11 protein-coding genes are annotated in these 13683 nt (G+C 70.9%); 4 read left to right on the forward strand and 7 right to left on the reverse strand.

Annotation, left to right across the window (positions count from 1 at the left end; all coding sequences use genetic code 11):
• Positions 1 to 20: 20 nt before the first annotated feature.
• Positions 21 to 1472, reverse strand: coding sequence for an MDR family MFS transporter (locus tag AWQ68_RS01620; RefSeq protein WP_245655702.1), 1452 nt, complete (start codon positions 1470 to 1472; stop codon positions 21 to 23).
• Positions 1473 to 1527: 55 nt separating this feature from the next.
• On the opposite strand from AWQ68_RS01620, the gene AWQ68_RS01625 reads away from it, so the two are divergent.
• Together AWQ68_RS01625 and AWQ68_RS40365 are read left to right on the forward strand one after the other, a co-directional pair.
• Positions 1528 to 2103, forward strand: a complete 576-nt coding sequence (locus AWQ68_RS01625; protein WP_066933346.1) for a PadR family transcriptional regulator — start codon at positions 1528 to 1530, stop codon at positions 2101 to 2103.
• Positions 2104 to 2193: 90 nt separating this feature from the next.
• A complete protein-coding gene (locus tag AWQ68_RS40365; RefSeq protein ID WP_066933349.1) occupies positions 2194 to 3276 on the forward strand; it encodes a helix-turn-helix transcriptional regulator in 1083 nt (360 codons plus the stop codon).
• Positions 3277 to 3306: 30 nt separating this feature from the next.
• Here AWQ68_RS40365 and AWQ68_RS01635 read toward each other — a convergent pair whose 3' ends face one another.
• From AWQ68_RS01635 to AWQ68_RS01650, 4 genes are all read right to left on the reverse strand, one after another.
• Positions 3307 to 5571, reverse strand: a complete 2265-nt coding sequence (locus AWQ68_RS01635) for a serine/threonine-protein kinase (RefSeq protein WP_066933352.1) — start codon at positions 5569 to 5571, stop codon at positions 3307 to 3309.
• Between the two features lie 172 nt (positions 5572 to 5743).
• A complete protein-coding gene (locus tag AWQ68_RS01640; RefSeq protein ID WP_066933355.1) occupies positions 5744 to 6961 on the reverse strand; it encodes an NADP-dependent isocitrate dehydrogenase in 1218 nt (405 codons plus the stop codon).
• Positions 6962 to 7057: 96 nt separating this feature from the next.
• Positions 7058 to 7333: a DUF3017 domain-containing protein gene (locus AWQ68_RS01645; RefSeq protein WP_169808828.1), complete on the reverse strand. Its 276-nt coding sequence runs from the start codon at positions 7331 to 7333 to the stop codon at positions 7058 to 7060.
• Positions 7334 to 7416: 83 nt separating this feature from the next.
• Positions 7417 to 8538 carry a citrate/2-methylcitrate synthase gene (locus tag AWQ68_RS01650; protein ID WP_066933362.1) on the reverse strand — a complete coding sequence of 374 codons (1122 nt, stop codon included), beginning with the start codon at positions 8536 to 8538 and terminating at the stop codon, positions 7417 to 7419.
• 181 nt (positions 8539 to 8719) lie between these two features.
• Between AWQ68_RS01650 and AWQ68_RS01655 the strand changes: the two genes are divergently transcribed.
• The gene (locus AWQ68_RS01655; RefSeq protein ID WP_066933365.1) at positions 8720 to 9370 is read left to right on the forward strand and encodes an FHA domain-containing protein; all 651 of its coding nucleotides are present in this window, start codon (positions 8720 to 8722) and stop codon (positions 9368 to 9370) included.
• Positions 9371 to 9492: 122 nt separating this feature from the next.
• On the opposite strand, the gene AWQ68_RS01660 is transcribed toward AWQ68_RS01655, so the two are convergent.
• Positions 9493 to 11460: a phosphatidylglycerol lysyltransferase domain-containing protein gene (locus AWQ68_RS01660; RefSeq protein ID WP_218006741.1), complete on the reverse strand. Its 1968-nt coding sequence runs from the start codon at positions 11458 to 11460 to the stop codon at positions 9493 to 9495.
• Positions 11461 to 11667: 207 nt separating this feature from the next.
• On the opposite strand from AWQ68_RS01660, the gene AWQ68_RS01665 reads away from it, so the two are divergent.
• Entirely contained in the window at positions 11668 to 12798 is a 1131-nt protein-coding gene (locus tag AWQ68_RS01665) for an alpha/beta hydrolase (protein ID WP_066933371.1), read from the forward strand.
• Between the two features lie 7 nt (positions 12799 to 12805).
• On the opposite strand, the gene AWQ68_RS01670 is transcribed toward AWQ68_RS01665, so the two are convergent.
• Positions 12806 to 13657 (reverse strand): bifunctional methylenetetrahydrofolate dehydrogenase/methenyltetrahydrofolate cyclohydrolase, encoded by an 852-nt coding sequence (locus tag AWQ68_RS01670; RefSeq protein WP_066933374.1) that lies wholly within the window; start codon positions 13655 to 13657, stop codon positions 12806 to 12808.
• Positions 13658 to 13683: the final 26 nt, after the last annotated feature.

The following is a 13683-nucleotide window of genomic DNA, read 5'->3' on the forward strand; positions in this document are numbered from 1 at the left end:
CCGGCCGGAGGTCGTCCGCATCATCCCACCTGCGCCAACGCCGCCTCCCCTTCGTCTCGTACGGTCGCGCCGCGGGTGAGCCTGCGGTCGGGCATGAGGGCGAGCACGCCGAGGGCGACGACCGCGCCCGCGACGCCGAGCCAGGGGATGATCGTCGCGCTCGCGGCGGCGTGCGCGGCGGGCAGGCCGTGCAGCGGGGCCTCACGGGCGATCACCGAGCCGTACGCCGTGCCGGCCACGGCGAGGGCGACGGAGCCGCCGATCTGGCGGAAGAAGGTCAGGTTGGCGCTCGCGGTGCCGATGAACCGCGGCGGCACGGCGGTCTGGATGGCCACGGTGAGCCCGGACAGCATCGGACCCATGCCGAGGCCGATGAGGGCCATCCAGCCGACGAGCGCGGGCGTCGAGGTGCCCACGGTCAGGTTCGCGCAGAGCAGCGTCCCGGCGACGAGGAAGAACGGCGCGACCACCAGCCACGGCTTGTAGCGGCCGCTGCGGGAGATGAGCGCACCGGTGATCGCGCTGCCCGCGACCATGGCCAGCATCAGCGGGTAGATGCGCAGACCGGACGACGTGGCCGTCTCTCCTTGGGCCTGCTGGAAGTAGCGCGGCAGGAAGACCACCCCGGCGTACATGCAGAACGCGGTGGCGAAGGACGCGACGTTGACCAGCGTGTACGTCCGGTTGGCGAACAGGTGCAGCGGCACGATCGGCTGCGCGGCGCGCCGCTCGACCAGCACGAACACGGCGACGAGCACGGCGGACGCGGCGATCGGGCCGAGGACGGGGCCGCTGGTCCAGGAGTTGCCGTCCACGCCCTTCTCGGTCAGGCCGATGAGCAGCGTGGTGATGGCGGCGGTGAAGACGGCGATGCCGAGGTAGTCGGGCCGGGCTCCCCCCGCGTCGCCGGGGCGGTGCGGCAGCCGGAACCAGATGATCGCGATCAGCACGACGCCGATGGGGACGTTGACGTAGAACGCCCAGCGCCAGCTCGCGTGGTCGGTGAACAGTCCGCCGAGGAACGGCCCGGCGATGTAGCTCAACGCCATCACGCCGCCGAGCGCGCCCTGCACCTTGCCGCTGCGCTCCGGCGGGAAGAGGTCGACGACCAGCGCGAGGGAGAGCGGCAGCAGCGCCCCGGCGCCGAGGCCCTGCAAGCCGCGGAACGCGATGAGCTGGCCCATGTCCTGCGCGACCCCGCTCAGGGCGGAGCCCACCAGGAAGATCGTCACGCCGACCAGCATGAGGGGCTTCCTGCCGTACGCGTCGGAGAGCCGGCCGTACAGGGGGACGGTCACGGTTGACGTGAGCAGGTACGCGGTCACGACCCACGTGTACAGCCGGGCACCGCCGAGTTCGGCGGTGATCCGGGGCAGCGCGGTGCCGACGATCGTCTGGTCGAGCATCGCGAGGAACATGCCGCCGAGAACGGCGAACAGCAGCAATCCGTTCTTTCTTGTGTCTGTCTTCACATGTTGAAGATGACATGTAAGGAGTGACATGTCAACGCGCAGGTATAGTGAGGCCATGTCGCTGCGTATCGCGCTCCTCGGCCTGCTGTCCATCTCCGGCCCGGCCAGCGGGTACGACCTCACCAAGCGGTTCGAGACGTCGCTCGCCCACGTGTGGCAGGCCGGGCACAGCCAGATCTATCCGGAGCTGGCCAAGATGGCGGCCGACGAGCTGATCACGGTCGAGGCCGAGGGCGCGCGCGGCCGGAAGATCTACACGATCACGTCCGACGGCCGGAGCGAGCTGCACCGCTGGCTCACCGAATACACGCCGACGGCCGCGCCACGCAGCGAGATCGCGCTCCAGACGTTCCTGACCCCGCTGCTGGACACCGAGGAGGCCGTCGCGCTGGTGGAGCGCATGAAAGCGGACTTCGAAGCCCGGCTCCAGGAGCTGCTGGCTCTGAAGCACCCCGAAGGGAAGCCCCGATACGGCCGGTACGCCCTGGATCTCGGCATCCGCCAGGCCCGGATGGCGGTGGAGTGGGCCACCGACACGATCGCCGACCTCAAGGAATCCGCGCCGCCGAACGGGGACGCCGGCCACGCGACCCGCGCGCCGGAATCCCCGGAATCCCCGGAACCCTCATAAGGCCCGGAAAGCGGCGGAAGGCCGCGGAAGAGGAACAGCCGGAGAACGGCCGAAGCCGCGCTGGCCGGAACCAGCCCGTACTATGATCTTGTGGCTCTGGGCGCATCCGATGTCAAACGTCTGTTGGACGCGCTGCGCGAGTGCGAGCGCGTTCCCGGCGAAGACGCGTTCCCGCAGCTACTGAAGGTCATTTCCAGTGTGGTGGCCGCCGACGTCGTCGCGATCAAAACCGTGAACCCGCGCGGCCGCCGCTTCGACCATCACCTGCATCCCCGCGTGGAAGTCGGCACCGACCTGGAAGGCGCGCTGGCCCGGCTCTTCTTCCGGCACCCGCTGCTCGGACACGTACGCCAGACCGTGGGGAACGGCGGCCCGATCCGGCTCAGCGACGTGGTGCCCCGCGGCGCCTGGCACGGCCACGCGCTCTACCAGGAGTTCTACCGGCCGCAGGGCATCGAGCACCAGATGATGTGCGTGCTGAACGTCTATCACGGCACGATCACCTGCCTCGGCCTCAACCGCACCGGCCGCGACTTCAGCGACACCGACCAGGAGCTCCTGGAACTGGCCCAGCCCTATCTGGCCGCCTTCCTCCGCGCCAGGCGCGCGACCGCCTGGCTGGAGGCGGCGCTGGCCACCCTGGACGGCGTCGACGGCAGCGCCCACGGGCTGGTGCTCCTGGGCCCGCACGCCACGATCAGCGCCGTCAACCGCACCGCCCGCGTGCTTCTGGCCGCCTACTTCACCGGCCCGGCGGGCGAAGGCCGCGCGCTGCCCGGCGAACTCGCCGCCTGGCTGGCCGCACGGCACCGGCCGTCCGACCCGACGGCGCCTTTCCTCGCCACCGACTACGTGACCCAGCGAGGCGGCCGGCGCCTGACGGTCCGGCTGTTCCCCCACGGCGCGTGCGGGGCGCTGCTGCTCACCGAATCCACCCCGCACCCCACCACTCCGCTGACCGCCCGCGAATCCGAGGTGCTCTGGCTCGTCACGCACGGCCGTACCAATACCCAGACCGCGCGTACGCTGCGGATCAGCCCGCGGACGGTGGAGAAACACCTCACCAACATCTACGCGAAACTCGGCGTCGCCAGCCGTACCGAGGCGGCCTTCCACCTCTTCGGCCAGACCGGGGCCCCCGACACGGCGGACGCCCAGGCTCCCCGGCCCTGATCGTCCGCGAAGCCGCGCACGGATCGAAGGTCAGGAACCGCAGGTGAGGGGTGCGGGAAGTTTGTCCTCGGCGTCGAAGTCGACGTTCCCGAAATGCCGATCGAGCAGCTTCTTCAGCGTGCCGTCGGCGTACATGCGGGAGATCGCCGCCTGGACGGCCTCGCACGTGCGGGCGTCTCCCTTGGGCAGTCCGACGGCATAGCGCTGGTCGGTCAGCTTGAGACCCACCACGGCGAGCCGGAGGCCGCGCACCCGGTTGGCGAACCCGGCCAGGATCAGGTCGTCTCCCGGCACGGCGTCCACCTGGCCGGTGACGAGCTTGTCCATGCAGGTCGCGTAGTTGTCGGCGGCGATCGGCTCCACATCGACCCGGTCCTGGATGAGCGCGACCGACTGGCTGCCGCTCGGGGCACACACGCGCTTGCCCGCCAGGTCCGCGAGCCGCCGGATCGGCGAGCCCTTCGGCACCAGCACGTCGGTGTGCGCCACGTAGTACGGCCCGGCGAACCCGACCGGGTCCTGTCGGTTGTCCTCGTACGCGTAGGTCGCGATCACGAGATCGACGTCCCGGCCGGTGAGCACCCCGGCCCGCTCGGCCCGGCCGATCCTCTTGAACGTGACGCCGTCGGCCCGCACCCCGAGCTCGGCCGCGATGTACCTCGCCACGTCCACGTCGAAGCCGGTGAAGGAACCGTCACCCCCGCCGAGTCCGACCCCGGGGAGGTCGCCCTTCACCCCGACGGTCAGCCTGCCCGTCTGCAGCGCTTTGTCCACGACGGAGGAGAAGGTCCCGGCGGCCGGCGAACGGCGCACACCGCCCCCGCTCGTCGGCGTCGGGTCCGGCGTTCCGGAGTCGCTTCTCAGGTACGCGGCCGTCAGCGTCCCGCCCGCGACGAGTGCGGCGGCCGCGGCCAGGACGGCGACGATCAACCGCCCGCGGCGCCGACGCCGTCCCGTGCCCGGGTGCGTCTCACCCTGATTCCCCACATCTTGGCGCCCGGTGTCCTGATATCCGCCGCCGTCGCGCCACCCGGTGCCCTCGTGCCCGGCGTCCTCCCGCCCGCCGTCCCGGTGCCCGACGTCGTGGCGTCCGGGGTCCTGTGCGCCGGTCCGCGAGGGCGCCCAGATCTCCGCGCTCCACGTGTGGACGTCCCGCACGTAGATGTCCTGGGTCAGCTCCCGCTGCGGAGGCATGTCCGCGGCGTGCGGCTCCTCCACGTCCGGCCCCCGCACGCCCTGCGCGTGACCGTGCGCTGGCCCGGCTTCCGGCACCTGAGCCCCTGTTTCCTCAGGGGCGTGTTCCCGGCTTACAGGGGCTTCGTGGTCCGACAAGCGGCTTTCGCCGGATCGGGAGGCGCGCGACCGGGGCGCGCTCCCGGTCGCCATCCCCTGGGGCAGCCGCATCTCCCGGGTGACCTCGCCCGTCTCCGGGGCGGCGGCCGCGTTGGCCCCCTCGGACAGCACGACGGTGGACGCGTCCCCCGACTCGGGACGGCCGAGCAGGCGCAGCAGGATGCTGTCCGCCGTCGGCCTGGCGGCGGGGAGCTTGTTCAGGCAGGAGCGCACCACACCGCGCAGCGGCTCGGGCAGCATGCTCACGTCGATGTCGTGGTTGAGCACGCGGTTGAGCACGACCGCGATCGAGGTTCCGCCGAACGCCGCCGTGCCCGTGGCCGCGTACGCGATGGTCGCCGCCCAGGCGAAGACGTCGGAGGGCGGCCCCACCGTGTCTCCCGAGATCTGCTCGGGGGACATGTAGGCCGGCGTGCCGATGGCGCGGCTGGTGATCGTCCCGGTCGTGTCGATGATCCGCGCGATGCCGAAGTCGACCACGCGCGGCCCGTCGGGGGCGAGCAGCACGTTGTCCGGCTTGAAGTCCCGGTGGACGATGCCCGCGTGGTGGATCGCCGTCAGCGCGGTCGCCGTGCCCACGGCGAGCCGCTCCAGCGCGGGCCCGCTGATCGGCCCGCTCTCCTCCACGACCTCACGCAGCGACCGCCCGTCGATGTACTCGCTCGCGATGTACGGGATGTCGCCTTCGAGGTCGGCCGCGATCACACGGGCGGTGCAGAAGCTCGCGACCCGCTCGGCGGCCCGCAGCTCACGGCCGAACCGGGAGCGCGCCATCGCGTCGCCGCTGAACTTGACGTGCAGCAGCTTGACCGCCACCGGCTCCCCGGACTCGCCGTGGCCCAGGTAGACCACGCCCTGGCCGCCTTCGCCGATGCGCCCGGACAGCGCGAACGGCCCGAGCCGGAGCGGGTCCCCCGGGCCGAGCGGCGCGACGTTCGGCATCCCACGCCCCCACGATTCGGCAAAGTTTCGACCAACAGAACTTTACGGCCCCCATGACTGTTTCCCAGCCTGCCGATACCGTGCCGTGACCAGGCCCGCAGCCCCGTCCCCTGGAAACGACGAAGGGCCGCCCGCCGAGGAAGGCGAGCGGCCCGTCACCGGGGCGGCATGATCAGCCGGCCATCTTCTTCTTCAGGTTCTCGTCCAGAGCCGCGAGGAAGTCCTGCGTGGTCAGCCACTCGGCGTCACCGCCCACCAGGAGCGCCAGGTCCTTGGTCATCTGGCCGCCCTCGACGGTCTCGACGCAGACCTGCTCCAGCTTGTCGGCGAAGTCGATCACCTCGGGCTGGTTGTCGAGCTTGCCGCGGTGCGCCAGGCCACGGGTCCACGCGAAGATCGAGGCGATCGGGTTGGTGGAGGTCGGCTTGCCCTGCTGGTGCTGGCGGTAGTGACGGGTCACCGTGCCGTGGGCGGCCTCGGCCTCGACCGTACGGCCGTCCGGGGTCATCAGCACGCTGGTCATCAGGCCGAGCGAGCCGAAGCCCTGCGCCACGGTGTCCGACTGGACGTCACCGTCGTAGTTCTTGCACGCCCAGACGTAGCCGCCCTCCCACTTCAGCGCGGAGGCGACCATGTCGTCGATCAGGCGGTGCTCGTAGGTGATCCCGGCCTTGTCGAACTCCTCCTTGAACTCGGTCTCGTAGACCTCGGCGAAGATGTCCTTGAACCGGCCGTCGTACGCCTTGAGGATCGTGTTCTTGGTCGACAGGTAAACCGGGTAGTTCCGGGCCAGGCCGTACCGCATGGAGGCGCGGGCGAAGTCGCGGATCGACTCGTCCAGGTTGTACATCGCCATCGCGACGCCGCCGCCGGGGAAGTCGAAGACGTTGAGCTCGACCGGCTCGCTGCCGTCCTTCGGGGTGAAGGTCAGGGTCAGCGTGCCCTCGCCCGGCACCTTGATGTCGGTCGCGCGGTACTGGTCGCCGAACGCGTGACGGCCGACCACGATCGGCTTGGTCCAGCCGGGGACGAGCCGCGGCACGTTCGACATGATGATCGGCTCGCGGAAGATGACACCGCCGAGGATGTTCCGGATCGTCCCGTTCGGGGACTTCCACATCTTCTTCAGGCCGAACTCCTCGACCCGGGCCTCGTCCGGCGTGATCGTCGCACACTTGACGCCGACGCCGTACTGCTTGATGGCGTTCGCGGCGTCGATCGTGACCTGGTCGTCGGTGGCGTCGCGGTGCTCGATGCCGAGGTCGTAGTACTTCAGGTCGACGTCGAGGTAGGGAAGGATCAGCTGGTCCTTGATGAACTGCCAGATGATCCGGGTCATCTCGTCGCCGTCAAGCTCGACGACCGGACCCGCTACCTTGATCTTGGGCATGCGTGTGGTTCCCCTTCTGAACTAACACTGGCCAGACGGTCCGTTTTGCGGCTCACTGGCCGTTGAGGCTATCGGACGGGCGGGACGCGCCCGTGGCTAGGTGCTGTGCAGGCGTAGCAGCAGGCTCAGCGAGCCCGCCACCAGGGCCGCGCCGAGCACCAGGAGCACGAGGGCGTCCGTCCGCCGCGTGCGGACGCCCAGCAGCCCGGCTCGGTCCTCCGGGACGATCAGCCGTAACGCCGCGCCCGCGACCAGTGCGAACCCGATGACCGCGCCGCCCACCCAGATGGCGACGCCGTAGGCGATCAGGCCCAGCCCGGCGACCGCACCCGCCGTGACCAGCAGGTACGGCCCCCAGGGCTTACCGCTCACACTCACCAGCGCCTGTGACCCTCACTCCTCGTTCCGGTGCGGCGTCCGTTCCGGACGCCCACCGCTCCGGCTCGCTCTCCCGCTCACCGCTCGTCGATCGGCTTCCACTTCTGGTCGCGCTCGCCGATGTACTCGCTGTCCGGGCGGATCAGCCGGTTGTCGGCGTGCTGCTCGATCACGTGCGCGGTCCACCCGGACATTCTGCTGACCGAGAACACCGGGGTGAACAGGTCCGTCGGGATGCCCAGGTAGTGGTAGACCGTCGCGGCGTAGAAGTCCACGTTCGGATACAGGCCCTTCTCCGCGAAGACGACCTCCTCCATCTCCTTGGACATCCGGTAGTACGTGTCGTCGCCGGACGCCTCGCCCAGCTCCCGCGACATCTTCCGAAGATGCGTCGCCCGCGGGTCCTCCGTCTTGTAGACCCGGTGCCCGAAGCCCATGATCTTCTCACCCGCCGCGAGCTTGTCCCGTACGGTCTGCGCCACCCCAGAGGGGTCGATCGCTTCCAGCGTACGCATGACCTGCTCGTTCGCGCCTCCATGCAGGGGGCCCTTCAGCGTGCCGATGGCCGCGACGATCGCCGAGTGCATGTCGGAGAGGGTCGCGGCGCAGACGCGGGCGGCGAACGTGGAGGCGTTCATCGTGTGGTCGGCGTGCAGCACCAGACACGTGTCGAAGATCTCGACCTCGCGCTGGGACGGCGTCCTCCCGGTGATCTGCAGCAGGAAGTTCGCCGCGATGCTCAGCTCGGGGTCGGGGTCGGGGATCGTGGCACCGGTGCGGGCCGCGTGATAACGGGCGACCAGGAGGGGCTGCTGCGCCGTCAGGCGGGCAGCCTTGCGCAGGTTGGCGTCGGCCGCGTTGGAGTCCTTGTCCGGGTCGTCGGCGCCGGCGAGGGAGACGAGCGTGCGCAGCGCCTCCATGGGTTCCTGCTTCGCGGCGATCTCCGGGATGTTGCTCGCGACCAGCCCTCCGAGGGTCCGCCCCCGGACGAGTTCGGCCCCGTAGGCGGCCAGTTGGTCGCGGGACGGCAGTGAGCCGTGCTGGAGCAGATGCGCGGTCTCCTCGAACGTCGTGCGGCCGGCCAGATCGTGGATGTCGTAGCCGCGATAGAAAAGCCGGCCGGCCTTCCCGTCGATGTCGCTGAGCGCTGTGGACGCGGCGACGACATCGGCGAGGCCTTTGGTGGGCTTGTCCGCCATGAGTGTTTCCTCCGCTTATCTTCGCCCGAAGTCTACCCGTGAGCAGGCAAAGCACCTCGCAGAGGTCCAGACCAATTTCAAGCAGGATTCTCCTTGCGGCAAAGGAGATTCCCGATCCCCACGTCTGGGTAAGCCGGATCTGTAGCGAAAGTAACGGCGGGCTACCTGGGGAGGAACTGCCGTGGAGGGGCCGTTCATTCGGATCGAGGACAGCGGCGAGGTCATTGCCCTGCGCCCCGAGATCACCACGATCGGTCGGGGCAGGGGCGTCGACATCCGGCTGACGGATCCGAGCGTTTCGCGGCTGCACGCCGAATTCGTCCGGCGCGGGCCCTACCTGTACGTCGTCGATCTGGGGCTGTCCCGCAACGGCACGCGGGTGAACGGCAGGCCGATCGCCCGGAGGGTGCTCGACGACGGCGACGTGGTCTCCTTCGGCGCCGCCAGGGCGCGGGTGGGCGGCATCCCCCGCGAGGACTTCACCCCCGAGGTCGAGCTGCGCCGGGCCGCCGCGCCCGAGCTGACCCGCCGCGAGGTCGACGTGCTGACCTCGCTGTGCCGTCCGGCGCTGTCGGACGAGGCGTTCGTCGCCCCGGCGACCGCGCGGGAGATCGCGGACGACCTGGTGGTGACGGAGGCGGCGGTCAAGCAGCACCTGCTGCGGCTTTACCAGAAGTTCCGCATCCCGGAGGGGACGAACCGGCGCACCCGGCTGGCCAACGAGGTCGTGGCGCTCGGCCTGGTGCGGCCGACCCCGGTGATCCCGACCCAGCGGCCCACCGATCCGGCGCACCACCACACGCCGCCGACGTCGAGCCGCCGCGCGAGCTGACGCCGTCCGCCCGCACCCGGCATGGCGTACGGCCCCGCACCGGCGAGCCTGAATGCGGGTTCACCGGGTCGCACTGCCGGCCTGGGCGGGACGCGGCGGGGGCCTCACCTGTCGGCGGGGCCTCACCCGTCGGCGGGCGCCTTCGCACCGGGATCGCCGGGCTCGCCGGTCGTCTTCGGCTCGCTTGGTGCGCCGGGCCCAGTCGCCGCCTGGGGATCGGTGGACGGGGTCGGCGTGCCAGCCGCGATGGACGCGCTGAGCTCGTTCTCGGCGCGACCGAGGGCCGCCTCCCGGCCGGGGGCCACGTGCCTGGGCCAGGTCCCCCTCCCCCACGGGAACGGCAGGCCGGGCAGGTCCATGGTGAGGAACGCCTCGGCCTGCAGCGCGGAGACGCCGATGCGCGGCAGGTCGCGGGCGTGCGGATACACCAGGAACCTGGGTTCCCAGATGGGCCGGAACTTGGCGTTGAACTTGTACAGCGACTCGATCTGGAACCAGCGGGAGAGGAAGACGAGGAGGCCACGCCACGCGCGCAGCACCGGGCCAGCGCCGAGGCGCTCGCCCCTGGCCAGCGCCGACCGGAACATGGCGAAGTTCAGGGAGACCCGGGTGACGCCGAGCTCCGGCGCCGCCTGCAGCGCCCGGACGATGAGCAGCTCGTTGAGCCCCGGGTCGGCCTCGCGGTCCCGGCGCATCAGGTCGAGCGAGATGCCGTCCTTGCCCCACGGCACGAAGTGCAGGACGGCGCGGATGTCGCCGCCGGGCCGGTCGGCGCCCTCCCCGCTTCCAACGCCCGCACCGTCGTCATCGTTCGCCTTGTGCGCCGTCACCACGACACAGCCGGCGTCCCACGGGTCGCCGAACCGGCCGAGGGCCATCGAGAAGCCGCGTTCGGTCTCGGTGCCGCGCCAGAAGGCGGCGGCGTCGCGGATGCGCGCCTTCTCCTCCCCCGACAGGTCCCCCACGCGCCGGACCCGGCAGGTGTAGCCGAGACGCTCGACCCGGTTGACCATCTGCCGCACGTTGCGCATGGCCCGGCCCTCAAGCGTGAAGTCGGCGACCTCGACGATGGCCTCGTCACCCAGTTCGAGCGCGTCCAGGTCGCCGACCCTGGTCCACACCTCGCCTCCGGTCTCGCTGCATCCGATGACCGAGGGGACCCAGGCGTGCCGCCTCGCCTCCGCGAGGAAGCGGGTGATCGCGCCCGGCCACGCCTCCACGTCGCCGATCGGGTCGCCGCTGGCCAGCATGACCCCCGCCACGACCCGGTACGCGATCGCGGCCTTCCCGCTCGGGGAGAAGATGACGCTCTTGTCGCGCCGCAACGCGAAGTAGCCCAGGGAGTCCTGCCCGCCGTACTTGTGGAGCAGGCCGCGGAGCCGGACCTCGTCCTCGGGGCTGAGCGCGGCGACGGGTCGCTCCGGCCGTAGCGCGAGATAGATCGTCGTGATGGCGGTGAGCGCGCCGAGCCCGGCCAGCGAGTAGTACACCAGGTCGGATACGCGGTCCGAGGAGTACTGCACCGGCCCTTCGAGGCCGAACAGACCGAGGACCACGTGCTCCAGTTGGTCGGCCGTGGTGGGCGTGCCGATCACCGAATGGGTGTGCATGGCGACGAAGAGCCAGCCGATGCCGAGGTTGAAGGCCCCAAGGATCAGGAAGTTCCACAGCGCGCGCCACCGGGAGCGCGGATCCGAGAGCGCGTAGAACTCGCGCCGGTTGACCAGCAGCACCACGCAGAGGACCAGGCTCACGGTCGCGGCGAGCTGATGACGCCAGCGCAGGCTCTCGACCACCGCGCCGACCGGCAGCAGCACCACCACGGCCCGCCAGGCGCGCACTTTGCGCCTCCGCAGCGCGTGCGCGAGCATGATCAGCAAGACGCCGACGAGGAGCGTTCCCGCCTGCGCCAACGTGGTGACGCTGCCCGGCAGGACGCTGGCCACCTCGCTGAACCGGCTGGTCCGGACATGCGGCACGATCGCCTTGACGATGTCCAGGACGCCGATGACCAGGGCGGCGTATCCCGCCGCCGCCGGGACCCACGGCCGTGAGACCCCGCCCCGCAGAAGGCTCATCCGAGTAGTCACGGATGCACAATAGGTGCTGAATCACAGCCCGCGTACAGGCTAACACCAGCCTTACCCAGAGTGAGTACCTTTGGCGATGGGCGCCGCAGGCCGCGGTGATCGAGCATCATGGCAGCGTGGGGCGACGCGAACCCCGCCCGGAGGACCCTCCGAGCGGGTCGGATCCACGAGGGATCGGCGCGTCCGGGGAACCGCAGGGGGACGGTTTTGGCACTGACATCGATCACGCTGCAGGTGTTCGTCGCGGCACTCGCCGTCGCCGCGCTCGCCGCCACGGTGTGGCTGTGGCCCCGGCTGAGCGGCAAGGGCTGGCTTCCGGTCACGGGCCGGATCGGCGTCCTCGTCGCCGACCAGATCCTCACGCTGGCCGCGCTCGGGCTGGCGCTCAACTCGTACTTCGCGTTCTACGCGTCCTGGAGCGATTTGCTCGGCACGGACACCTCGACCGCCCCGATCATCCCGGCCGCCGCGGCGGCGGCCGGCGCGGGCCAGGTCCAGGTGGTCGACAGCACGCCGGTGGCCTCGCCGCGCCCCGGCTCCGGCCACTCGGGCGGACGCCTGGAAGAGGTGGTCGTGTCAGGACCGCGGAGCGGGCTCAGCGCCCCCGCGTACGTCTACCTGCCGCCGCAGTACTTCGAGAAGAAGTACGCCACCACCCGCTTCCCGGTGATCGTGGCCCTGACCGGATATCCGGGGGACGCCAAGAACCTGGTCACGCGGCTGAACCTGCCGCAGCGCGCCGCCGGCCTGATCGCCGAGCACCAGATCCGTCCGACGATCATGGTGCTCATGCGGCCCACCGTCGCGCCGCCCCGCGACACCGAGTGCGTGGACGTCCCGGGAGGACCGAAGGCCGAGACCTTCCTCAGCACGGACCTGCAGCACGCGATCTCCACCGCCTTCCGGACCGGCACGGACGCCCAGAGCTGGGGCGTGCTCGGCGGCTCCACCGGCGGCTACTGCGCCCTGAAGCTCGCCATGAAGCACCCGGAGGTGTTCTCCGCCGCGGTTTCCCTGTCGGGCTACTACCACGGCCTGATCGACGTCACCACGGGCGACCTCTTCGGCGGCGACAAGCGGTTGCAGAACGAGCACGACCTGATGTGGCGCCTGGCCCACCTGCCCGCCCCGCCGGTCTCGGTGCTCGTGACGAGCAGCGAGACCGGCGAGGCGAACTACAAGGCGACCAAGGCGTTCCTCGCCGCGGTGAAGCCGCCCATGCAGGCGTCGTCGCTGATCCTGCCGAGCGGCGGGCACAACTTCGCCACCTGGAACCGGGAACTGCCCGAGGCCCTGCCCTGGCTCGCGCAGCAACTGCACGACCCCGGGCGGACCTGACCCCGGCTCAGCCGGCCGCGCGCTCGGCCGCCTCGACGACGTTGGTGAGCAGCATCGCGCGGGTCATCGGGCCGACACCGCCCGGGTTGGGGGCGACGAACCCGGCCACGTCGCGCACGTCCGCGGCGACGTCACCCGCGATCTTGCCGTCCACCCGGGAGACGCCCACGTCGAGCACCGCCGCCCCGGGCTTGACCATCTCCGCCGTGATCAGGTTGGGCACGCCGGCCGCGGCGACGACCACGTCCGCCTTGCGGGTGTGCCAGGCCAGGTCCTGGGTGCCGGTGTGGCAGGTGGTCACTGTGGCGTTCTCGGAGCGGCGGGTGAGCAGCAGGCCGAGCGAGCGCCCGACCGTGATGCCGCGCCCGACCACGACGACCTCGGCGCCCTTCAGCGGCACGCCGTACTCCTGCAGCAGGTGGACGATGCCGCGCGGCGTGCACGGCAGCGGGGCGTCGACCATGTGGACGAGGCGGCCGAGGTTGACCGGGTGCAGGCCGTCGGCGTCCTTGGCCGGATCCATCCGCTCCAGCAGCGCCATCGTGTCGAGGTGGCGCGGCAGGGGGAGCTGAACGATGTACCCGGTGCACTCCGGGGACGCGTTGAGCTCGTCGATCGCCGCCTCGACGTCCGCCTGGCTCGCCGTCTCCGGCAGGTCCACACGGATGGACGCGATGCCGACCTCGGCGCAGTCCCGGTGCTTGCCCGCGACGTAGATCTGGCTGCCGGGGTCGTCGCCGACGAGGATCGTGCCGAGGCCCGGCGTGACGCCCTTGGCGGCCAGGGCCGACACCCGCTCGGCGAGGTCGGCCTTGATCTTGGCGGCGGTCGCCTTGCCGTCCAGAATCCGCGCGCTCATTGCTCTCCTAACGGTGGTGGCCGTGC

It is taken from the genome of Microtetraspora fusca (genome assembly GCF_001570365.1).
Lineage (GTDB): Bacteria > Actinomycetota > Actinomycetes > Streptosporangiales > Streptosporangiaceae > Microtetraspora > Microtetraspora fusca.